22 protein-coding genes are annotated in these 19,991 nt (G+C 72.4%); 13 read left to right on the top strand and 9 right to left on the bottom strand.

Annotation, left to right across the window (positions count from 1 at the left end):
• Positions 1-57: 57 nt before the first annotated feature.
• From ACIRL2_RS41080 to ACIRL2_RS41070, 3 genes are all read left to right on the top strand, one after another.
• Positions 58-564 (top strand): MarR family winged helix-turn-helix transcriptional regulator, encoded by a 507-nt coding sequence (locus tag ACIRL2_RS41080; RefSeq protein ID WP_395864291.1) that lies wholly within the window; start codon positions 58-60, stop codon positions 562-564.
• 367 nt (positions 565-931) lie between these two features.
• Positions 932-2,461, top strand: coding sequence for a putative PEP-binding protein (locus ACIRL2_RS41075; RefSeq protein ID WP_402239285.1), 1,530 nt, complete (start codon positions 932-934; stop codon positions 2,459-2,461).
• 138 nt (positions 2,462-2,599) lie between these two features.
• The gene (locus tag ACIRL2_RS41070) at positions 2,600-3,178 is read left to right on the top strand and encodes a pyridoxamine 5'-phosphate oxidase family protein (RefSeq protein WP_395864287.1); all 579 of its coding nucleotides are present in this window, start codon (positions 2,600-2,602) and stop codon (positions 3,176-3,178) included.
• 52 nt (positions 3,179-3,230) lie between these two features.
• Here ACIRL2_RS41070 and ACIRL2_RS41065 read toward each other — a convergent pair whose 3' ends face one another.
• A complete protein-coding gene (locus ACIRL2_RS41065) occupies positions 3,231-3,860 on the bottom strand; it encodes a hypothetical protein (protein ID WP_402239283.1) in 630 nt (209 codons plus the stop codon).
• Positions 3,861-4,139: 279 nt separating this feature from the next.
• On the opposite strand from ACIRL2_RS41065, the gene ACIRL2_RS41060 reads away from it, so the two are divergent.
• From ACIRL2_RS41060 to ACIRL2_RS41030, 7 genes are all read left to right on the top strand, one after another.
• Positions 4,140-5,327, top strand: coding sequence for a thiolase family protein (locus ACIRL2_RS41060; protein WP_402239282.1), 1,188 nt, complete (start codon positions 4,140-4,142; stop codon positions 5,325-5,327).
• Between the two features lie 10 nt (positions 5,328-5,337).
• Positions 5,338-6,084: a protocatechuate 3,4-dioxygenase subunit beta gene (pcaH, locus tag ACIRL2_RS41055; protein ID WP_402239280.1), complete on the top strand. Its 747-nt coding sequence runs from the start codon at positions 5,338-5,340 to the stop codon at positions 6,082-6,084.
• Complete coding sequence (gene pcaG / locus ACIRL2_RS41050; protein WP_395864279.1) at positions 6,081-6,665, top strand: protocatechuate 3,4-dioxygenase subunit alpha; 585 nt, start codon at positions 6,081-6,083, stop codon at positions 6,663-6,665. Before pcaH ends, pcaG begins: the two co-directional genes overlap by 4 nt.
• Positions 6,655-8,016 (top strand): 3-carboxy-cis,cis-muconate cycloisomerase, encoded by a 1,362-nt coding sequence (pcaB, locus tag ACIRL2_RS41045; protein WP_395864277.1) that lies wholly within the window; start codon positions 6,655-6,657, stop codon positions 8,014-8,016. The genes pcaG and pcaB overlap by 11 nt, the downstream gene beginning before the upstream one ends.
• Positions 8,013-8,789: a 3-oxoadipate enol-lactonase gene (pcaD, locus tag ACIRL2_RS41040; protein WP_395864275.1), complete on the top strand. Its 777-nt coding sequence runs from the start codon at positions 8,013-8,015 to the stop codon at positions 8,787-8,789. Before pcaB ends, pcaD begins: the two co-directional genes overlap by 4 nt.
• The gene (gene pcaC, locus ACIRL2_RS41035) at positions 8,786-9,154 is read left to right on the top strand and encodes a 4-carboxymuconolactone decarboxylase (protein WP_395864273.1); all 369 of its coding nucleotides are present in this window, start codon (positions 8,786-8,788) and stop codon (positions 9,152-9,154) included. Before pcaD ends, pcaC begins: the two co-directional genes overlap by 4 nt.
• Before the next feature lie 158 nt (positions 9,155-9,312).
• Complete coding sequence (locus tag ACIRL2_RS41030) at positions 9,313-10,122, top strand: IclR family transcriptional regulator (RefSeq protein ID WP_402239277.1); 810 nt, start codon at positions 9,313-9,315, stop codon at positions 10,120-10,122.
• A gap of 47 nt (positions 10,123-10,169) precedes the next feature.
• Here ACIRL2_RS41030 and ACIRL2_RS41025 read toward each other — a convergent pair whose 3' ends face one another.
• Entirely contained in the window at positions 10,170-10,781 is a 612-nt protein-coding gene (locus ACIRL2_RS41025; RefSeq protein WP_395864269.1) for a hypothetical protein, read from the bottom strand.
• Between the two features lie 131 nt (positions 10,782-10,912).
• Complete coding sequence (locus tag ACIRL2_RS41020) at positions 10,913-11,599, bottom strand: hypothetical protein (RefSeq protein WP_395864268.1); 687 nt, start codon at positions 11,597-11,599, stop codon at positions 10,913-10,915.
• A 231-nt stretch (positions 11,600-11,830) separates the two neighbouring features.
• Between ACIRL2_RS41020 and ACIRL2_RS41015 the strand changes: the two genes are divergently transcribed.
• Positions 11,831-13,006 carry a 4-hydroxybenzoate 3-monooxygenase gene (locus ACIRL2_RS41015; protein ID WP_395864266.1) on the top strand — a complete coding sequence of 392 codons (1,176 nt, stop codon included), beginning with the start codon at positions 11,831-11,833 and terminating at the stop codon, positions 13,004-13,006.
• A 469-nt stretch (positions 13,007-13,475) separates the two neighbouring features.
• On the opposite strand, the gene ACIRL2_RS41010 is transcribed toward ACIRL2_RS41015, so the two are convergent.
• On the bottom strand, positions 13,476-14,051 hold the full coding sequence (locus ACIRL2_RS41010) for a TerD family protein (RefSeq protein ID WP_395864264.1): 576 nt from the start codon (positions 14,049-14,051) through the stop codon (positions 13,476-13,478).
• A 240-nt stretch (positions 14,052-14,291) separates the two neighbouring features.
• Between ACIRL2_RS41010 and ACIRL2_RS41005 the strand changes: the two genes are divergently transcribed.
• Positions 14,292-14,795, top strand: coding sequence for a flavin reductase family protein (locus ACIRL2_RS41005; protein ID WP_395864262.1), 504 nt, complete (start codon positions 14,292-14,294; stop codon positions 14,793-14,795).
• A 39-nt stretch (positions 14,796-14,834) separates the two neighbouring features.
• Here ACIRL2_RS41005 and ACIRL2_RS41000 read toward each other — a convergent pair whose 3' ends face one another.
• The 5 genes from ACIRL2_RS41000 to ACIRL2_RS40980 form a co-directional block, all read right to left on the bottom strand.
• Positions 14,835-15,467 carry a response regulator gene (locus tag ACIRL2_RS41000; RefSeq protein ID WP_395864260.1) on the bottom strand — a complete coding sequence of 211 codons (633 nt, stop codon included), beginning with the start codon at positions 15,465-15,467 and terminating at the stop codon, positions 14,835-14,837.
• Positions 15,464-16,711: a sensor histidine kinase gene (locus tag ACIRL2_RS40995; RefSeq protein WP_395864258.1), complete on the bottom strand. Its 1,248-nt coding sequence runs from the start codon at positions 16,709-16,711 to the stop codon at positions 15,464-15,466. Before ACIRL2_RS40995 ends, ACIRL2_RS41000 begins: the two co-directional genes overlap by 4 nt.
• A gap of 5 nt (positions 16,712-16,716) precedes the next feature.
• Positions 16,717-17,499, bottom strand: a complete 783-nt coding sequence (locus ACIRL2_RS40990; protein WP_395864256.1) for an ABC transporter permease — start codon at positions 17,497-17,499, stop codon at positions 16,717-16,719.
• 5 nt (positions 17,500-17,504) lie between these two features.
• On the bottom strand, positions 17,505-18,380 hold the full coding sequence (locus tag ACIRL2_RS40985) for an ABC transporter ATP-binding protein (RefSeq protein WP_402239270.1): 876 nt from the start codon (positions 18,378-18,380) through the stop codon (positions 17,505-17,507).
• Between the two features lie 120 nt (positions 18,381-18,500).
• Positions 18,501-18,857 carry a hypothetical protein gene (locus tag ACIRL2_RS40980; protein WP_402239269.1) on the bottom strand — a complete coding sequence of 119 codons (357 nt, stop codon included), beginning with the start codon at positions 18,855-18,857 and terminating at the stop codon, positions 18,501-18,503.
• Positions 18,858-18,911: 54 nt separating this feature from the next.
• Here ACIRL2_RS40980 and ACIRL2_RS40975 point away from each other — a divergent pair, with 54 nt between their 5' ends.
• Positions 18,912-19,967, top strand: coding sequence for a cupin (locus tag ACIRL2_RS40975; RefSeq protein ID WP_402239266.1), 1,056 nt, complete (start codon positions 18,912-18,914; stop codon positions 19,965-19,967).
• Positions 19,968-19,991 lie beyond the last annotated feature (24 nt).

The following is a 19,991-nucleotide window of genomic DNA, read 5'->3' as shown; positions in this document are numbered from 1 at the left end:
CCCGCCTCCGCCATACGAAACCGTATGGCGTTGTTCCCCTCCTGGAGGACTCGTCCAGTGCCCCCGTCAGCCGAGTCGCCCACTCCTCCGGAACGACACGAGTCGCGGCACCACGTCCAGACCGCGCTGGAACGCCTGATCCGGCTCCAGCAGAGCCGCCGCGTGCACGGCGAACTGACCAGTGCCTCGCGCGCGCAGGTCTCCCAGCCCGCGGTGGTGTTGTTGACCCGGTTGCAGGCGGGCGGCGGCGGGCTGGCGATCGGCGACCTGGCCAAACTGGCCCGGATGGACATGTCCTTGGTCAGCCGGGAGCTGCGCAAGCTGGAGGCGGACGAGCTGGTTACCCGTACCACCGACGCGCGCGACGGTCGGATCACCCGGGTCGGGCTCACCCCCAAGGGGCGCGGTGTGGTGCGTCGGCTCCGTCGGGTGCGCGACCGGCACTTCGAGGAGGCGCTGTCCGGCTGGACGGACGAGGATCTCGCCACGCTCGGTACGCTGATGGGCCGCTTCGTCGACGACCTCTCCGCCGTTCGCTTCCGCGAGGCGGACGAGCCCGGCTGAGGTCGGCCGAACCCGACCGAGCCGCGAGCCGACTCCCGGCCGGGCTCGACCGGGCGGACGAGCTCGGTGCACGAGCCCGGGTCGGGCCGTGTCGACCGAGCCGCGAGCCGACTCCCGGAGCGCTTTCCCCACTTCCCCTGCCGCATGTCCCACCGTCCCCATCCGCCCCCTTTGTGCGCGACTCGGCTGGACACGGTCCGCGCGTCCAGCAGACTGTGACGGGAGACCGGGCGGTTGTCTTTCGTCGGGTCGAACTCGCGTGCCCACAAGCGCGCGTGCCGACGTGCGGCGGGTTGGACGAAGAGGGAAGAAGGGGACGCACCGTGGGAGAGCTGCACTGGGCCGGCCACGACCGCGCGGGCGTCGCGTGAGCGTGGTACTTCGCGGCACGGGAGCCGCGCCCGGTTCGGCGGTCGGCCGCCTCGTGCCGGCACGTGTCGCGGGATCGGGCGGCGCGGTCGCCCCCGCCGCGCCGACCGGCATCCCGGAGGCGCTGGACACCGTGGCCCGGCACATGGACGACCTGGCCGGGGCGTTGCGGACCCGAGGGCGGTCGGCGGAGGCCGACATCGTCGAGTTCGCCGCGTTGATCGCGCGCGACCGGGAACTGCGCGACGGCGCTGCCCGACACCTCGCGGCGGGCCTGGCGCCGATCGACGCGCTGGCCGAGGCCGTGCGCGAGTTCGCGGACCTGGTGGCCGGCTTCGACGACGAACTGCTCGCCGAGCGCGCGGTGGACGTGCGCGACGTGGGTCGTCAGGCCGAGGCGCTACTGCGTGGCGAGGACCCCACGAGCGGGCAACTCCCGGGCGGGGCACCGGCGGTGCTGGTCGGCGCGGAACTGGCCGCGTTGGACCTGCTGCGCGGCGCCCGACCGGCCGCGGCAATCTCCGAGCGTGGCGGGCAGACCGGGCATCTGGCCATCGTGGCCCGCTCGTTGGGGATTCCGCTGGTGCTCGGCATCCCGATCGCGGCGCTGGCCGAGCTCGCCGAGGACCTGATCCTGGTGGACGGTGAGGCGGGCACGGTCGAGGCCAACGCCGGTGCGCGGGTGCGGACGATCCCGGCACAACGGCGGGTGCCCGGGGGCGGTGCCGGCCAGGCGATGACCCGGGACGGGCGGCGGATCCGGGTGCGGGCGAACGTCGCGACCGTTACCGACGCGATCGCGGCGGTCGAGGCGGGCTCCGAGGGGGTGGGCCTGCTGCGTACCGAACTCCCTTTCCTGGCCGAGGAGTCCGGCTGGCCCGACGAGGAGCGGCACGTGGCGATGTTGACGCCGGTGCTGGCCTCGGTGCCGCCGGGGCCGGTGGTGGTGCGCACCCTCGACTTCACCGGCGACAAGCGGCCGCCGTTCCTGCACGACCGGCGGATCACCCTGCCCGGACCGGACGCGCTGACCGCGCAGTTGCGCGGGATCATGCGCGCGGCGGCGGATACCGGTGTCGAGGTCGCGCTGCTGTTGCCGATGGTCGATCACCCGCGGCGGATCAAGCACGTCCGGGGTCTGCTCGCCGACGCGTGCGCGTACCTGGGCCTCGCGCCGCCGCCGCTGGGCGCGATGGTGGAACTGCCGCAGGTGCTCGCCCAAGTGGACGATCTCGCCGAGCACGCCGACTTCCTGGCCCTGGGCACCAACGACCTGACCTCGCGGCTGCTCGGGCTGAGCCGGGACGACCCGCGCCTGACGCCGGCCTCGGCGGCCGATCCGACGGTGCTGGACGCGATCGCGCAGACCATCCGGGCGGGGCACGCGCGCGGTCGCGCGGTCTCGCTGTGTGGGGACGCGGCGGCGGATCCGGCGGTGCTGCCGCATCTGGTCCGGCTCGGTTGCGACGCGGTCTCGGTGGCACCGACCGCGCTGGCGCGGGTGCGGGCGGCGGTGCGGGCGTGCTGACGCGCCGACGCACCGACGTGCGGGCCGGCGGGCGGGAGGCGGCCGATGTTATCCGAGGAGTGGGATCCGATCGTCCACGGACCGAGACGATCGGATGACGCGATGGGGTCGATCGGGGTCGGCTCGGATAATGCGGACATGGGAAAGACATATACGCGGATAGAAGACCGCCTGCGGAAGTTCATCGAGGCGCAGCCGGTCTTCTTCGTGGCGAGCGCGCCACTCGCCGAGGACGGGCACGTGAACGTGTCACCCAAGGGCCGCGCCGGCACGCTCGCCGTGCTCGACGAACGCACCGTGGCCTATCTGGACTTCGGCGGCAGCCATGCGGAGACCATCGCGCACCTGCGGGAGAACGGCCGGATCACGCTGATGTGGTGTGCGTTCGAGGGACCGCCGAAGATCGTCCGGGTGCACGGGGTGGGCGAGGCGGTCTTCCGCGACGACCCGCGCTTCGCCGATCTGGTGGCCCGGTTCGGCGACGCGGACGCGGCCGGACTGCGCGCGGTGGTGGTCGTGCGGGCGAATCTGGTCAGCGACACCTGCGGCTACGCCGTCCCGTTCATGGACTACCGCGAGGAGCGGACGCTGCACGACGAGTTCATGTCCCGCAAGACCGACGAGGAGTTCGTCGAGTACACCGCCGGCAAGCCGTACAACGTGGCGAGCATCGACGGCCTGCCCGCCGTACCGCTTCCGATGCCACTGCGCGGCTAGGGCGATCGGCCGCGGCCGGCGGTCGCGCCGCGGCGGTCGCGCCCGGCCGGGTTCAGCCGGGGTAGGGGCCGCCCGGCTGCGGCGGCGGGCCGGCCGGGTACGGGTTCGGTGCCTGGCCCGGGTACCCGACCGGCGGGGCCGGGGGGTGGTTCGGGGCCATGGGGGCCTGCGGCGCCTGCCCCGGGTACTGGTGCTGCTGCGGCGCGTACTGCGGGGGCACCTGGGCGCCGTACGCCTGCTGGGGCGCCCCGGAGGCCGCGTACGCGTCGGTGAGGAAGCGGAAGATCCACTCGCCCTCGGTGCGCCACGGACGCGGGAAGTTGAGCTTGGCGGGCTTGTCCTTGCCGGGAAACAGGAAGAACATCCGGCTCCAGGTCGTGTTGATCTTCAGGTCGGAGAGCAGCGCGCCGGCCTGCGCGTGGGTCAGTGCGTAGGCGAGTTCCTTGGGGCGGCTGGACAGCGCGCTCGCGCGGTGGAACATCACGCCCTGCCGGGTGACGGTGAGGAAGTAGTAGTCGGACATCGACGCCCCGATCAGCGCGCCGATCGCACCGAAGAGCGCGAACAACATCGGGTTCGGGCCGCGCACCACGAACATCGTGGAGAGTGGTTGGTCGCCCGGATTGGCCGCGGCCACCGCTTCCGCGATCTGTCCCTGCATCGTCGCCTTGCGGACCGCCATGCGCGTTACCTCTCCCCGTAGGGCCGCCGCCGCCGACGCGACGGGGCGATCAGAGGTTAGCGGCGCGGCCCCGGCACGGTGGTCGCGGGCGGGCAAAGAATCCCGCACCCGGGCCGGCGCGGAATCCGACACGAGAGCGGGCTGGGCCGAGACCGGGGGAGACCGGGCGCGATCCGGACCGCCGGCTTCCGGTGAGCGGAAGACGACCGGCGTCCGACCCGGCCCGACCGGGCACCTTGTGCGGTAGGACATCGCAGCCGCCGCCACAGGGGAGACCGGATGAACGGGCTCAGGGACGTCTATCTCGTGGACGCCGTACGAACGCCGATCGGGCGCTACGGCGGCGCGCTCGCCGGGGTGCGGCCGGACGACCTGGCCGCGACCGTGCTGCGCGCACTGGTCGACCGCTCGCCCGGACTGGACCCCGCGCGGATCGACGACGTCGTGTTCGGCGCCGCCAACGGGGCCGGCGAGGACAACCGGGACGTGGCGCGGATGGCTGTGCTGCTGGCCGGGCTGCCCACCTCGGTGCCCGGCGTGACGGTCAACCGGCTGTGCGGATCCGGCCTGGAGGCGGTGATCCAGGCCGCGCGCGCCGTCGCGGTCGGCGACGCGTCCATCGTGCTCGCGGGCGGGGTCGAGTCGATGTCGCGCGCGCCGTGGGTGCTGGCCAAGCCGGGCAAGGGCTATCCGGCCGGCCACGAGACGCTGCACTCGACCACGCTCGGCTGGCGGCTGGTCAACCCGAGGATGCCCGCCGAGTGGACCGTCGGCCTCGGCGAGGCCACCGAGGGACTCGCCGCGAAGTACGGGGTGACCCGACAGGCGCAGGACGCCTACGCGGCCGCGTCGCACGCCCGGGCCGACGCCGCGTGGACGGCCGGCGCGTTCGCCGACGAGGTGGTGCCGGTTGCCGGCGTCGAACTCTCCCGGGACGAGTCGATCAGGCCCGGCAGCACGCCCGAGGTGCTGGCGACGTTGAAGCCGTCGTTCCGACCGGACGGCACGATCACCGCCGGCAACGCCTCACCGCTCAACGACGGCGCCGCCGCGGTCCTGGTCACCGACGCGGCGGGTCTGCGCGAACTCGGCCGCGAACCGCTGGCCCGGATCACCGCGAGCGGTGTGCACGCCGTCGAACCGCAGTACTTCGGCATCGGCCCGGTCGAGGCCGGCCGCCGCGCGCTGGCCAAGGTCGGTCGCGGCTTCGCCGACCTGGACGTGCTCGAACTCAACGAGGCGTTCGCCGCCCAGGCGCTGGCCTGCCTGGGCGAATGGGCCGACCTGGACCCGGCCTCGATCAACCCGCTCGGCGGCGCGCTCGCCCTCGGCCACCCACTCGGCGCGTCCGGTGCCAGGGTGCTGGGCACGCTCGCCCACCAACTGCACCGGCGCGGCGCCGGCTTCGGGATGGCCGCGCTGTGCATCGGCGTCGGCCAGGGCCTCGCCGTCACGCTGGAGAAGTGAGGACCCGCCCATGAAAAGCCCACAACCGCGGCCCCTCGCCGCCCCGCACCATCCCGTCGGCGGATCCTCCCGTCGGCAACCTCCGCTCCGACTGCCGGAGTTCGACTTCGCCGCCTACAAGAGCACCGAACTGCGCAGCCCCCGAAAGCCGTTGGTGCTCCCGCCGAGTGGCGACACCGAGCTCACCGGACCGGTGTTCGGCGTCGCCGACGTACACCCGCTCGACTTCGACCTCACCCGGCAACACGTCGGCGAACCGCTCGGCGAGCGGATCGTCGTCACCGGCCGGGTCCTCGACGAGTCCGGCCGCCCGCTGCGCGACCAACTCGTCGAGGTGTGGCAGGCGAACGCGGCGGGCCGCTACCGACATCGAGGCGACCGGCACCCGGCGCCGCAGGACCCGAACTTCACCGGCGCCGGGCGCTGCCTCACCGACGCCGAGGGCAACTACCGCTTCGTCACGGTCAAGCCCGGTGCGTACCCCTGGCGCAACCACCACAACGCCTGGCGTCCCGCGCACATCCACTTCTCGCTGTTCGGCACCGCCTTCACCCAGCGCCTGGTCACCCAGATGTACTTCCCCGGCGACCCGCTGTTCGAGTACGACCCGATCTTCAACTCGGTCCGCGACGACAAGGCGCGGCGCCGGATGATCGCCGCGTTCGACATGGACACCACCGAGAACGAATGGGCGCTCGGCTATCGGTGGGACATCGTGCTCGGCGGCGCGAGCGCCACCCCGACGGAGGATCGATGAACACCTGGCCGACCGACGCGAACGGCGGCACGCCGAATCGGGACGGCGGGCTCACCCCGTCGCAGACCGTCGGGCCGTTCTTCGGCTACGCGCTGCCCTACGCGGGTGGCCCGGACCTGGTCCCGGCGCACACCCCGGGCGCGATCCGGGTGCACGGGAGTGTGTACGACGGCGCGGGCGTACCCGTCCCGGACGCCGTCCTGGAGATCTGGCAGGCCGACCCGGCGGGCCGGCTGCCGCGCGCGCCGGGCTCGTTCGCGCGCGACGGCGCCACGTTCACCGGGTGGGGGCGCGCGGCGGTGGACCGGCTCGGGAGGTACGCGTTCACCACGGTGCGGCCCGGCGCGCCGAGCGCCGACGCGAATCCGTACCTGGCGATGTCGGTGTTCGCGCGCGGCATGCTGCGCCGGGCGGTCACCCGCGTGTACTTCCCCGAGGACGACCGCCACGCGGACCCGCTCTTCTCGGTGGTTCCGGCGACGCGGCATGAGACGCTGATCGCCGTGCGGGAGGAATCCGGTTCCTACCGCTTCGACGTGCACATCCAGGGCGAGCAGGAGACCGTTTTCCTTGCTGTTTGACGCTGAGTTCGACGCCCCTTCGTTCGACGCCGGACTGCTGGAGCCGGTCCGGGCCGGGACCGCGGTCGAGGCGGTCACGAGCGACGCGGCGCACCTGCGGGCCCTGCTCGACGTCGAGGTCGCGCTGGCCCGGGCGCAGGCCCGGATCGGGCTGATCCCGGCCGGCTCCGTCGCGGCGATCGAGGCGGGCTCCCGAGCCGGGTTCGACCCGGTCGACCTGGCCCGCCGGGCGCGTGGCGCGGGCAACCCGGTCGTCCCGCTGGTGCACGACCTGACCGCGGCCGTCCGGGCGATCGACCCGGTCGCCGCCGAGCACGTGCACCTGGGCGCGACCAGCCAGGACATCGTGGACAGTGCCGCGATGCTGGTGGCCGCCCGCGCCCTGGAGGCGACCCTGCCCGACCTGGCCCGGACCGCCGCCGCGCTGGCCGACCTCGCCGAGCGGCACCGGGACACGGTGCTGGCGGGGCGCACGCTGGGCCGGCACGCGGTACCGACCACCTTCGGGCTCAAGGCCGCCGGGTGGTGTGTTCTGGCGACCGACGCCTACACGCGCACCCGCGCGGTGCGCGCCGCGCTGCCCGCGCAGCTCGGTGGCGCGGCGGGCACGCTGGCCGCGTTCGGCGGGCACGGGATCGCGCTGCTCGCGCCGTTCGCCGCCGAGCTCGCGCTGGCCGAACCGGTGCTGCCCTGGCATACGCTGCGCACTCCGATCCTGGACCTGGCCGGCGCGCTCGCGCAGGTCACCGGCGCGCTGGGCAAGTTCGCCGGGGACGTCGTGCTGCTCGGGCAGACCGAGGTGGACGAGGTGGCCGAACCGGCCGGCGCGGGCCGGGGCGGCTCGTCCGCGATGCCGCACAAGCGCAATCCGGTGCTCTCGGTGCTGATCGTCTCGGCCGCCCGGCAACTGCCCGGGTACGTGTCGACGCTGATCGCGTCGATGGCCGGCGCCGAACACGAGCGCCCGGCCGGCGCGTGGCACGCCGAGTGGCAACCGCTGCGCGCCGCGCTGCGGCTGGCGGGCGGCGCGGCCGAGACCGCGGCCGAACTGGCCGAGGGGCTGGAAGTGTTCCCGGACCGGATGCGGGCCGACCTGGAGCTGACCCGCGGGCAGATCGTCTCCGAACGGCTGGCCGTCGAGTTGGCCGCCGAACTCGGCAAGGAGGAGGCCCGGCGCCTGCTCACCGACGCGTCCCGGACCTCGGCGCGGACCGGCCGAGACCTTCGTGATCTGCTGGGCCCGTTGGACGAGGCGGTTTTCGACCCGGCCGCCTACCTCGGCTCGGCCCCGGCCCTGATCGACCGGGCGCTCGCGCACCATCGCACCGTGTTCCAAGAGAAGGACCAATGACGATCGCCACGCTCAACCACCGCTTCGACGGCCCCGCCGACGCCCCGGTGTTGATCCTCGGCCCCTCGCTCGGCACCGAACTGGGCATGTGGGACGCGCAGATCCCGGAGTTGTCCCGGCACCACCGGGTGCTGCGCTACGACCTGCGCGGGCACGGCACATCCCACCCGGTACCGGGCACGGCCTCGGTCGGCGACCTGGTCGGCGACGTCCTCACGCTGGCCGACTCCTACGGCGTCAAGCAGTTCGCGTACGCCGGCGTCTCGCTCGGCGGCGCGGTCGGCCTGTGGATGGGCGCGCGTCATCCCGAGCGGCTGAGCGCGCTGATCGCGTGCTGCACGTCGGCGCGCTTCGGCGAGCCGCAGGCGTGGCTGGACCGGGCCGCGACGGTGCGGGCGCAGGGCATGCGGCAACTCGCGGACACCGTGATCCAACGCTGGTTCACGCCGGAGTACGTCGAGCGCGAGCCGGCCGCCGTACAGCGGATCCTGGACATGCTGTACCGGTGCCCGCCGGAGGGCTACGCGGGCTGCTGTGACGCGCTGGCGCACTACGACCTGCGGGCGGAGCTGGGCCGGATCACCGTGCCCACGCTGGTGATCGGCGCGGAGCGGGACCCGTCGACGCCGCTGGAGCACGCTCGTGAACTCGCCGCCGGGATCCCGCACGCGAGGTTGGTCGAGGTCGCCGACGCGGCGCATCTGGCGAACATCCAGCAGGCCGACGTGGTCGTGTCGGCGATGCTCGCGCACCTGACGGCGGTGCGCGCGTGAGCCACGCGGAGGGTATGCGGGTGCGCCGCGAGGTGCTGGGCGACGCGCACGTGGATCGGGCGGTCGCGGGGACCACCGAGCTGACCGCCGACTACCAGGATCTGATCACCCGCTACGCGTGGGGCGAGATCTGGACCCGACCCGGCCTGGACCGGCGCACCCGCAGCTGCGTCACGCTCACGGCCCTGGTCGCGCACAACCACATGGACGAGCTCGCGATGCACCTTCGCGCGGCGCGGACGAACGGGTTGAGCTGGGACGAGATCAAGGAGGTGCTGCTGCAGACGGCGATCTACTGCGGAGTGCCGGCCGCCAACAGCGCGTTCGCGGTGGCCCAACGGGTGCGGACCGAACTCGGCGAGTAGACGGGCGGGGCGGCGGAACCCGCTGCCGGCCGGATCCCGTCGCGCGGCCGGATCTCGTCTTTCGGGCGGGTCGGGATTTGGTGCGGTCGGGGGATGTGGGTTCCACTGAATGGAAGTCCCCGACCGAACGAGAAGTCCTCGACCCCGGAGGTGTGCCGATGACGCCCGTCACCGTGGCCGGCAAGGTGATGGCCATTCTCGGGGCGTTCGCGGCGGGGGACGGGCGGTTGACGCTGACCGAGGTGTGCCGGCGGGCCGATCTGGCCTTGGCGACCGGGCATCGGCTGGTGGCCGAGTTGGTCGGCGGGGGGTTTCTGGAGCGGCTGGACGACGGGACGTACCGGGTCGGGGTCAAGCTGTGGCACATCGGTACGCAGGCCCATGCCGCGACCGACCTGCGGGATCTCGCGTTGCCGCACATGGAGGACCTGTACGAGGCCACGCACGAGAACGTGCAGCTCGCGGTGCTGCGCGACGGCAAGGCGCTGTACCTGGAACGGCTGCGCGGCACCCGGTCGATGCCGATCGTCACCCGGGTGGGCACCGAACTGCCGCTGCACGCCACCGGGGTCGGCAAGGTGCTGCTCGCGTACGGGCCGCGGCGGCTGCGCGAACGGGTATTGGCCGAGCCGCTCGCCGCGCACACGGCGCGGACCATCACCGATCCGGTTCGGCTGCGCGAGTGCCTCGCCGAGGTCCGGCGTACCGGCGTGGCCACCACGTCGGGCGAGATGACCGTGGGCGCGCACTCGGTGGCGGCGCCGATCCGGGATCGGCACGACACGGTGGTCGCGGCGCTGTCCCTGGTGACCGGACGCCGTACGGCCGACCTGCGGCGGCTGATCCCCAGCGTGACGACCGCGGCGCGGGCGCTGTCGCGGGATGTGGCGCAACACTGGACCGGGAGCGGGGACATCGGCGGGGACGCGGACATGGGGGCGGGCGGGGATGGCCACCCCCGTGGGTGACACTCCCCGCCCGCTCAGCCCGCTCGGTGTGATCCGCGTGGACGTGGTCAGAGCTTCAACATGCTCTGTAGGAAAGTCCGGTACTTGTGCAGCGCGAGCCGCAACTGCTCGGTGTCCCCACCGGCCGTGCGCTTGGCCTCTTCCAACTCGGCGCGCCTGGTCCGGATCGAGTCGGTCACCAGCTTGGTGACCTGCTCCGCGATGTCGTCCGCGTCCGAGACCGCGTCCGAGGGGCTGTCCACGAACCCGGCGAGCGCCTCGCGGAACCGGTGGTTGAGGTCCTCGGCGGCGGCCCGGTCGAACATGGCCGCGTCGGCGTCGTCGTGCGCATCGCCCCGGGTGCGGCGCTTGGCGGGGTCGGCGTCGGACGCGGTCCGCGAGCCGGCGGACGCGGGCGGGCTCGTCGGCACGGGCGGGGTGTCCCGGCCGGTACGAGGCGTCGGGTGCACCGTGGTGCCGTAGGGCTCCGCCTGGTCGTGCTGCTGGTGCGGCAGGACGCGGGCGGGTGGTTCGGAGGGACTGTCCACGCTTGGGCCGGGGCCGTCGGTGACCCGGGCCTGGCGGGCGGCGCGGTCTCGTTCGTCGCGCTCGACGACGGGTGCGTCGTCCCGGCCGGGACCGGCAGCGCCCGGCCCATTCGGGAAGTTCTGCTTGCGCATCGGTGTGGTCCTCTCGTCCGGTACGACGGATGTCGCGCCGCTACTCGGGGCGTCCCGATCGGGACGCCCCGGGTGGATCCTTCGGGGCGGCTCGGCCGACGTGGCGTCGGCCGAGCCGAAGATCGGGATGATCAGCGCTGGTCGGGCTTCGAGACGTCCAGACGCGGCGCGTTCGCCTCACCCGGAGCGGCCTGCCATTGATCGGTGCGCCCGTCGTGCGCGCCGTCGCGCGTGTCGGTGGGCGCGGCCGAGGTCGGGGTGGTGCCGGCGTGACGCGGCTGATAGGCCTGCCCGAGCAGGTCGTCGAACAGGGCGCGGTGGTGGATCATCGCCTGTCGCAGATCCTCGGTCTGGGCCTCGCCGGCCTCACTGCGCCGGGCGATCTCGTGTGCCTTGCGGTAGTGGTCCAGCGTGTGCCCGTGCTCGACGGACAGCAGTTCCATCCGCTTGTCGTGTGCGCCGGTGGGGTAGCCCCGATCGCGCATCAGGCGGGTGATCAGCTCGTCCGCTTCCTGGACCGCGTCGTCCGGGGTATCGACGAATCGCTCCTGGACCGCGGTCCATTCGATGGCGTAGCGCTCGCGCGCGGCCGGCTCCAACGGCTTGAGGGTGAGTTCGCTGTGCCGGCGCTCGCGCTCGGCCAGGTTGCGCTCGGCCTCGCGCCGGTCGCCGTACTGCTCCACGGCCCGGTCGTATTCGGGGCCGAAGCGCTCCTTGAGGTGCCTGCGCCGCAACATCGGACGGCCCGCGAAGACGGCCGCAGCGGCGAGGACGACGACGATCACCACGATCAGGATGACGGTCGCTGTCGTGTTCACGGGGACTCCCAGATGGGTCGGGTCTCGGATCGTGCCTTTCGGTCGAACAGCGGACGAACTCCATCTTTCGGAGGTTTCCGCTCGTGCTCGGCATCTCATGCCTTGCCGGGTCCGGCGGGACCAAACTCCGGTGGGGGAGCGGGTTTCCGGTCACCGGAAGGCGAGGACGCCCGGCGTGTCCGCGATGGGCGACCCTGGGCGAATCGGTACGGCGGCGTGAGGAGCGGGCGGATGCGGACACGGGTCGCGATCATCGGTGCGGGGCCGGCGGGACTGCTCCTGTCGCAACTGCTGCACAACCGCGGGATCGACTCGGTGCTGCTGGAGGCGCGCGATCGGGAGTACTGCGAGCAGCGCCAGCGCGCGGGCATGCTGGAGCAGGCCACGGTCGACGTGTTGCGCGAGGCCGGCGCGGCGGATCGGCTGGAGCGCGAGGGGCTCGTGCATCACGGGATACACCTGCGCTTCGCCGGCGAGAACCGGCACATCGACTTCCCGAGTCGGACCGGTGGCAGGTCGGTGACGGTCTACGGGCAGACCGAGATCGTCAAGGACCTGATCGCCAAGCGGTTGGACGAGGGCGCGCGGCTGTACTTCGACGCGCCGGTGACCGCGATCGAGGGCATCGACGGCGACGCGCCGCGGATCCGGTTCGTCCGGGACGGGGTCGAGGAGACCCTCGACTGCGACTTCGTCGCGGGTTGCGACGGGTTCCACGGGGTCTCGCGGCCGGCGATACCGGCCGACGTGCTCAGGACCTACGAGCGGACCTACCCGTTCGCGTGGCTCGGTGTGCTGGCGGACGTCGCGCCGTCCACCGACGACCTGATCTACGCGTACAGCGAGCGCGGCTTCGCGCTGCACAGCATGCGGTCGGCGCGGGTGAGCCGGCTCTACCTCCAGGTGGACCCGGACGCGGACCTCGCCGACTGGCCGGACGAGCGGATCTGGGCGGAGCTGCGGGAGCGGTTGGCGCTGCCGGGGTGGAAGCTCGACGAGGGGCCGATCAGCGATCGGGGCATCACGCCGATGCGGAGCTTCGTGGCCGAGCCGATGAGTTTCGGGCGGCTGTTCCTGGCGGGCGACGCGGCGCACATCGTGCCGCCCACGGGGGCCAAGGGGTTGAACCTGGCGATGGCGGATGTACGGGTGCTGGCGGACGCGTTCGGGCGGTGGTTCGAGAGCGGGGCGCGGGAGGGGTTGGACGCGTACAGCGAGACGTGTCTGCGGCGGGTGTGGCGGGCGGAGCACTTCTCCTACTGGATGACCACGTTGTTGCACCACGATTCGGGCGCGAGCGCGTTTGATCGGCGGGCGCAGGTTGCGCACCTTCGGTATGTGGCGGATTCGTCGGCGGCGATGGACTCGCTGGCGGAGAACTATGTCGGGTACACGTGGGCCCAGTGAGCCGGGTTCGCCTCATGCGCCGGCGGGGCTATTTGGCCTCAAGCGCCGGCGGGGCTGGTTGCCTCATGCGCCGGCCGGGCTGAGTTGGCCTCATGCGTCGGCCCGGCTACTTGGCCTCAAGCGCCGGCCGGGCTGGTTCGCCTCAAGCGCCAGCGGGGCTATTTGGCCTCAAGCGCCGGCCGGGCTGGTTCGCCTCAAGCGCCGGCGGGGCTGATTGGCCTCATGCGCTGGCCGGGCTGAGTTGGCCTCATGCGCCGGCCGGGCTGAGTTGGCCTCAAGCGCCAGCGGGGCTATTTGGCCTCAAGCGCCGGCCGGGCTGGTTCGCCTCAAGCGCCGGCGGGGCTGATTGGCCTCAAGCGCCGGCCGGGCTGGTTCGCCTCATGTGCCGGCCGGGCCTGGGGTTTGAGTGGTGGTGGGTGGGTGTGCGAACGCCGGCCGGGGTGGCCGGCCGGCGTTCGGGGGTGTGGGGTCAGACGCTTACGCCGAAGTCCTTGGCGATGCCGGCGAGGCCGGAGGCGTAGCCCTGGCCGAGGGCGCGGAACTTCCAGTCGGTGCCCGCGCGGTAGAGCTCGCCGAAGAGCATCGCGGTCTCGGTGGAGGCGTCCTCGGAAAGGTCGTAGCGCGCGAGTTCGACGTTGTCGGCGGCGTTCAGCACGCGGATGAACGCGTTCCGGACCTGGCCGAACGACTGCTTGCGGTTGTCCGCGTCGTAGACCGAGACCGGGAAGACGACCTTGTCGACGTCCGCGGGCAGTTGCGCGAGGTTGACCTTGATCTGCTCGTCGTCGCCCTCGCCCTCGCCGGTGCGGTTGTCGCCGGTGTGCTCGACGGTGCCGTCCGGGGTCTTCATGTTGTTGAAGAACACGAAGTGCTGGTCGGAGTAGACCTTGCCGGCCGCGTTGACCACGATCGCGCTCGCGTCGAGGTCGAAGTCCTCGCCCGTGGTCGTGCGCAGGTCCCAGCCGAGGCCGACGACGACCGCGGTCAGGCCAGGGGCCTCCTTGGTCAGGGAGACGTTTCCGCCCTTGCTCAGGCTCACGGCCATGGGTGTTTCCTTCCAGAGGATGTATGACGTCGCGGACGACGCTACTGCTACTGATCCGGACGTGCAGCAGGCACGCCTAAGTTCCCGAACACGCCGAAAGGGGCCGTCAAGGTGGCGGTGATCACGGGGCGGAAGTCGGCACGAGGTTATTGACGGTTCGTCAGTTCCGCCGTTCAATGGCGAACACAAACAGGGATATGACTATTAGTCATATCCAGCTTTCGACCTCTGGGGGCTGCCATGTCCAGCGCAACGACGCCGTCGGCCGGGATCGATCAGGCGCGGATGCGCCAGGTCATGGGCCACTTCGCCACCGGCGTCACGGTGGTCACGGCGATCGACGACGACGTCCCCGTGGGCATGGCCTGCCAGTCGTTCACGTCGTTGTCGCTGGAACCGGCGTACATCTCGATCGCCCCCGCGCTCACCTCGACCACCTATCCCCGGATCCGCGCGGCCGGCCGGTTCGTGGTCAACATCCTGGCCGAGGACCAGCAGGACGTGTGCCGCGCGATGGGTCGCAGCGGCGGCGACAAGTTCGCGGGCGTCGACTGGACGCCCGCCGGCAACGGCGCGCCCCGCCTGGCCGGCGCGGTCGCCTGGATCGAGTGCGACATCGCGCACGAACTCCCCGGGGGCGACCACGTGATCGTGATCGGCGCGGTCACCACCCTGGACCTGCCGCGCGACACCGCCCCGCTGATGTTCCACAAGGGTCGGTACGCGCGCCTGATCGCCGGCTAGCCGTACCCGCCGGACAGTCGACCGCTCGGCCGGCCGCGCTCACCGGCCGGCGTCGGGCAGCAGCCCGTCCGCCATGGCCACCGTGACGGCGGCGGTGCGGTCGTCGACGCCGAGCTTGTTGAACGTGCGCAGCAGGTGCGTCTTGACCGTGGCTTCGCCGATGTACAACTGCCGCCCGATCTCGGCATTGGTCATCCCGCGCGCGACCAGCCCGAGCACCTGCGTCTCGCGCGGGCTCAGCGGGTCGCGGACCGGCGTCTTCAGCCGGGTGACCAGCTTGGCGGCCACGGGCGGCGCGAGCACGGTCTCACCCCGCGCGGCGGCCCGGACGGCGGCGGCCAACTCCACCCGAGGGGTGTCCTTGAGTAGATAGCCGGTCGCGCCCGCCTCGACCGCGCGCACGATGTCGGCGTCGGTGTCGTACGTGGTCAGGACCAACACGTGGACCCCGGGCAACTCGCGGACGATACGCCGGGTCGCGGCGACCCCGTCGGTGCCGGGCATCCGCAGGTCCATCAGCACCACGTCGGGTCGCAGTTCGGCGGCCCGGTCCACGGCCTGGGCGCCGTCCTCGACGGAACCGACCACCTCGAAGTCGGACTCGGCCGCGAGCATGCCCGCCAGACCCTCCCGGACCACCGGATGGTCGTCGGCGATGAGCAGCCGGATCACCGAGGTACCTCCACCCGTACGGTCGTGCCCCGGCCGGGCGCCGAGACCACCTCGACCTCGCCGCCGACCTGTGCGAGCCGCGCCCGCATTCCGGGAAGACCGTATCCCCCCTTTCCCGGTCCGGGGTCGAAGCCCCGCCCGTCGTCCACCACGGTCAGCCGGGTGGCGAACGGACGATAGGCCAGTTCCACCGCCACGGAAGCGGCCTCGGCGTGCTTGCGGACGTTGGCCAGGGACTCCTGAAGCACCCGGACCAGCACCACCTGGACCGTGGAGGACAGCTCGTGCTCGGCGCCGGTGACGGTGAACGTCGCGGCCACGTCCAACTCCTCGCCGAGTCCGGCGACCGTACGACCGAGCACGTCGGCGATCGGCTCGGCCCGGTCCGTGCCCTGCGCCGGCCCCTGGGCGGCGACCAGCGCGCGTGCCTCGGCCAGGTTGTCCCGGGCCACCCGCTCGGCCAGTTCCAACCGCTTGCGGGTGGCGGCGGCGTCCGAGTCCACGGTGATCCCGGCGGCCTGCAGCAACATCAGGATGCTGGTGAAGCCCTGCGCGAGGGTGTCGTGGATCTCGCGCGCCATGCGCTCGCGCTCGACCCGCACGCCCGCCTCGTGGTGCGTCTCGGCCAGTTCGGCCCGGGTCGCCTCCAACTCGCGCAACAACCGGCCGCGCTCCTGCACCTTGTCGGCGAGCCAGTTGATCAGCCGGGCCATCAGATAGCTGAACGCGAGCACGATCGCCATCTCGACCAGGATGCCGACCACCCTGCCGTGCTCCCAGTGCGCCTGCCGGGCCTGGAGCGCGCCGTTCATCCCGAAGAGGTAGACGCTCGCCAGCATGGCCGGGAGCATTTTGTCGATGAACGTGAAGGTCAGCGGCACGAGCACGTACATCAGCCCGATGCCGTCGGGATCGACCAGGCTGAGCGCGGTCACCCCGGCGTAGGCGAGCACCAGGTGGGCCCGGCCGCGCCGGTCCCAGCCGGTCGGATCGATGCCGGGCGGGAGCATCACCCAGAACGACACCGGCAGCACCACGAGCACCGCGATGCACCACGGCGGGCGCTCCGCGCCGAACTCGGCGGCGGTGATCGCGGCGAGCGCGATGTACGCGTAGCGATAGGCGGTGAGCAGCTTGCCGCCGAAGAGGGCCTCCTCCTCGTCGGGCAGGACGGAGGCGGGCTTGTCCGACGCGCCCGCCGCACCGATCGCACCCGCCCCGCCGGTCGCATCCGTGGGGTTCACCGTGTTCACCGTTCGTTCCCGCTCCACTCGAAGGTCCGGATCCACACGACCAAGGCGATCACACCCCACGCGGCCAGGACCAGCGCCACCCGACCGGGTTCCCAGGTGCCGGCCGGTTCGACCGCCCGGAAGTCGTCGGGCAGGAACACCGAGCGCATTCCCTGGGTGAGCCACTTGAGCGGGAACAGCGCGGCGAACCGCTGGACACCGTCGGGCAGCTCGTCGAAGGGCACGAAGACTCCGGAGACGAACTGGAGCGCGGTGAAGGGCAGGATGATCAGCGCGCCGTTGGCCCCCTTTCGCATCAGCCCGCTCGCCGCGAGCCCGAGCAGCGTGGCCACGGTCACCCCCAGGACGAACACCCACGCGAAGGTCAGCCACCGCGAGGGGTCGTGCGGAAGGGTCAGATCCAGCCACGAGACGCCGACCACGAGCAGCACCGCGACCTGGGTCAGGCTGACCAGGAACACCTGGACGATCTTGCCGAGCAGATAGGCCGCCGGCGGCATAGGCGTCCCGCGCAAGCGCTTGAGCGTGCCGTCGTGTCGCTCGGCGGCGACCGAGAGCGCCAGCCCCTGGAAGCCGGCCGAGACGATGCCGACCGCGATCATCCCGGCCGCGTGCAGTCGGCTCTCGGATACGTTCGTGCCCTCCACGGTGCCGCCGCCGATGACGCCCAGCAGCACCAGTAGCAGGACCGGCATCCCGAAGGTCACCGCCATCTGTTCGCGCTGCCGGGCGAACTGCCTGAGCTCCAGACGGGAGCGCTCCACAACGATCGCCGACATCGACATCACGCGGCTCCGATCAGGTCGAGGTAGACGTCCTCGAGCGAGGGGCGGGTGACGGTCAGCTCCGGTACCTCGCCGCCGTAGCGCGCGGCCAGCCGGGCCACGTCGGCGGTCGGTTCGGCGCTTTCCACCGTGTGCGTGCCCTCCGCGTCGCGCCAGCGCAGCACCGCGCGGGCCAGATGCCGGCCGCCGAGCCGCTCGGGCGAGTCCACATCCACGATCCGGCCGTCCCGGATCACCGCGACCCGGTCCGCGAGGTGCTCCGCCTCGTCCAGGTAGTGCGTGGTCAGCAGGATCGTCGTGCCGGCGTCGCGCAGGCTCGCGATCAGCGACCAGAACCGGCGACGCGCCTGCGGATCGAACCCGGTGGTCGGCTCGTCCAGGAACAGCAGCTCGGGTCGGCCCACGATGCCCAGCGCGACGTCGAGCCGGCGTCGTTGACCGCCGGAGAGGGCACCCGCGCGGGTGTCCCGCCGGTCGGTCAGCCCGACCGCCTCGATCAGCTCGTCGACATCGCGCGGCCTCGGGTAGTAGCACGCGAAGTGCCGCACGCTCTCCCGCACGGTCAGCCCGGAGACGTCCGCCGACTCCTGGAGCACGATGCCGATCCGGGCCCGCCAGCGCACGCCCGCGCTCGCCGGATCACAGCCCAGGACGTCGACCTCGCCCGCGTCGCGCGCGCGGTGGCCCTCCAGGATCTCGGTCGTGGTGGTCTTGCCCGCGCCGTTCGGGCCGAGCAGCGCGAGGATCTCGCCTGTGCGCACGTCCAGATCGAGCCCGTCCACCGCCGGTCGCCCGCGATAGCTCCGGCGCAACCCCCGCACCGTGATCGCCGCTTCGCCGCGCCCTCGGGCCGGGTCCGTTCGCTGAATCGTCATGGCTCGACGATCTCGGGTGCGGGGTGGGCGCCGGGACGTACGAACGACGGACGCGGCCTGTCCATCGAACGGTGGACAGGCGGCGCGCGATCGGGCGGGTACGGTCTCGCGGGACAAGCTTCAACCGACCCGGGCGGGCTCGACCCGGCCGGAATTCGCCGGCGCCGGCGAAGCGTCCTCGACCGCCGGTCGTGGATCCGGCATGCGCAGCGCGCACAACAACGCGAGCACCATCAACCCCGCGGCGCCGGCGAACACGACATCCCCGCCGGTGACGAACGCACGTACCGCGTCCACCTGCTCGGCCGGCGCCAGGTGCGCGATCGCGGAAACGGCGGTGGCCGAGGCGGAGCAGGCCTTCGCGCAGTCGGCCGACGGGCCGGCGGGCTTTTGTCCGGGCAGGCGGGAGCCGTACCGCGCGGGCGGGTGTTCATCGTGCCGCGCTGCGGATGTGATTCCTGCCGCAGTCCACGGCAATCGGCCGGTGGCACCATGGCAGGACCGGGGGAGTCGCTCGTGAAGGGATTTCGGATGACTGTGCAGTCGCAGGCGGCGGCGGATCGAAACCCGACCGGAGGGCCGGCGGCCGCGCTCTTCGATCCCACCGCGGCCGCGCCGCCCCTGGTCGACGTGGCCCGCTTCGGCTTCGAGGGACCGCTTGCCGCGACCGCCGCCGCGTGGTCCGAGGACGCGGTCTACTGGGAGTACACGAAGGCGGCCAATCCGATCGGCGCCGGCTACACGACGCCCGTTCCGGTGGAGCGCTTTCCGGCCGAGTTGCACACCGGCGGCGAGACCCGGGTGGTCCCGCTCGACTTGGCCGAGCCGATGCGGATCGCGGGCGGTCCGGCGACCAGCCCGGCGCTGCTGGCCAACTTCGTCCGGATCAACGCGGGCGACCGACTCGCGGTGCGGCCGAACGCGACGTCGCAGCTCTACTACGTGATGTACGGCCGGGGCATGTCGCTGGTCGGCGGGCAGGCGGTGGAGTGGGAGAAGGGCGACTTCCTGGTCCTGCCGGACCTGGGCGAGATCACCCATCACGCCGCACAGGACGCGGTGCTCTATTGGGTGCACGACGAGCCATTGCTGCGCTATCTCGGCGTCACCCCGAACCGGGCCCGGTTCCGGCCGACCAAGTTCTCCCGGCATCGCGCGGTCGAGGAACTCACCCGGATCGCCGAGGCGCCCGGTGCCAACGCCAAGAACCGGGTCAGCGTGCTCCTGAACACGATCGACCAGGACCAGACGCTGACCGTCACGCACACCCTGTGGGCGATGTTCGGCCTGCTCCCGGTGGACCAGATCCAGCGCCCGCACCGGCACCAGTCGGTTGCCCTGGACCTGATTCTGGACTGCGAGCCGGGCTGCTTCACGCTGCTCGGCGACCGGTTGGACGAGCGCGGCGAGATCCTCGACCCGCAGCGGGTGGACTGGGAGCCGGGCGGCGCGTTCGTCACGCCGCCCGGCAAGTGGCACGCCCACCACAACGAGTCCGGCAGCCCCGCGCACCTGATCCCGATCCAGGACGCGGGGCTGCAGACCTACCTGCGCAGCCTGGACATCCGCTTCAGCGACCGACGGTAGGGCGGGCGGGCAGGCGACCGGGGC

It is taken from the genome of Embleya sp. NPDC127516 (assembly GCF_044765325.1).
Classification (GTDB): Bacteria; Actinomycetota; Actinomycetes; order Streptomycetales; family Streptomycetaceae; genus Embleya.
The sequence above is the reverse complement of the archived record's forward strand: the minus strand, read 5'-3'. Positions and strand labels throughout refer to the sequence as shown.